Raw genomic sequence first — 590 nt, forward strand, 5'->3', positions numbered from 1 at the left:
CGGGACCGTCCCACCCGACGGAGAGAACTCTGAACTCAACGAGTTCCACGCTTCCGCCACCCTGGGCGGACGGGTGCACGTGAAGGGATCGTTCGACGCCGAGGTCGGCGAGGCCCTGCACACCGCGCTGTCGGGCCTGTCCAAGCCGCACCCGAGCACCGACGACGACGGAAACCCCATCCGCGACCCGCGGTCCGCCGCCAAGCGCCGCGCCGATGCGTTGGAGCAGATCATCCGCGGGCACCTCGACAACGCCCGCGGACCGGTCGAGGGCGGCGAACAACCACACGTCACCGTCACCATCGACCTCGACGCCCTCAAGGACGCCGTCGCCAGGACCGCGCCCACCCCGGCAACCGGGGCATGGACGAAGAACGGGTGGGACTACCACTCCAACAACCCAACCGGACCCGTCGGCGCAACCAGATCCACACCCGGCGATAGCTGCTCAGACATCCGACCCCCGCGGCACTACCGCAGAGTCCGGCACGCCAGCATGCCCTGGGCCGGACCCGTCTCCGCCACCATCGCCGCACGCCTGTCCTGCGACGCCCAAGTCACCGCGGTCTTCGTCGACAAGGAAGGCAACC

General features: G+C 69.7%; 1 protein-coding gene. It reads left to right on the forward strand.

Annotated features, from left to right (window positions below; all coding sequences use genetic code 11):
* Positions 1 to 73: 73 nt before the first annotated feature.
* Positions 74 to 590 (forward strand): DUF222 domain-containing protein (locus tag ACFO6S_RS17070; RefSeq protein WP_378419008.1); only part of this gene is annotated, 517 nt, incomplete at its 3' end.

It is taken from the genome of Rhodococcus kronopolitis, from assembly GCF_042654025.1.
Taxonomy (GTDB): Bacteria; Actinomycetota; Actinomycetes; order Mycobacteriales; family Mycobacteriaceae; genus Rhodococcus_G; species Rhodococcus_G kronopolitis.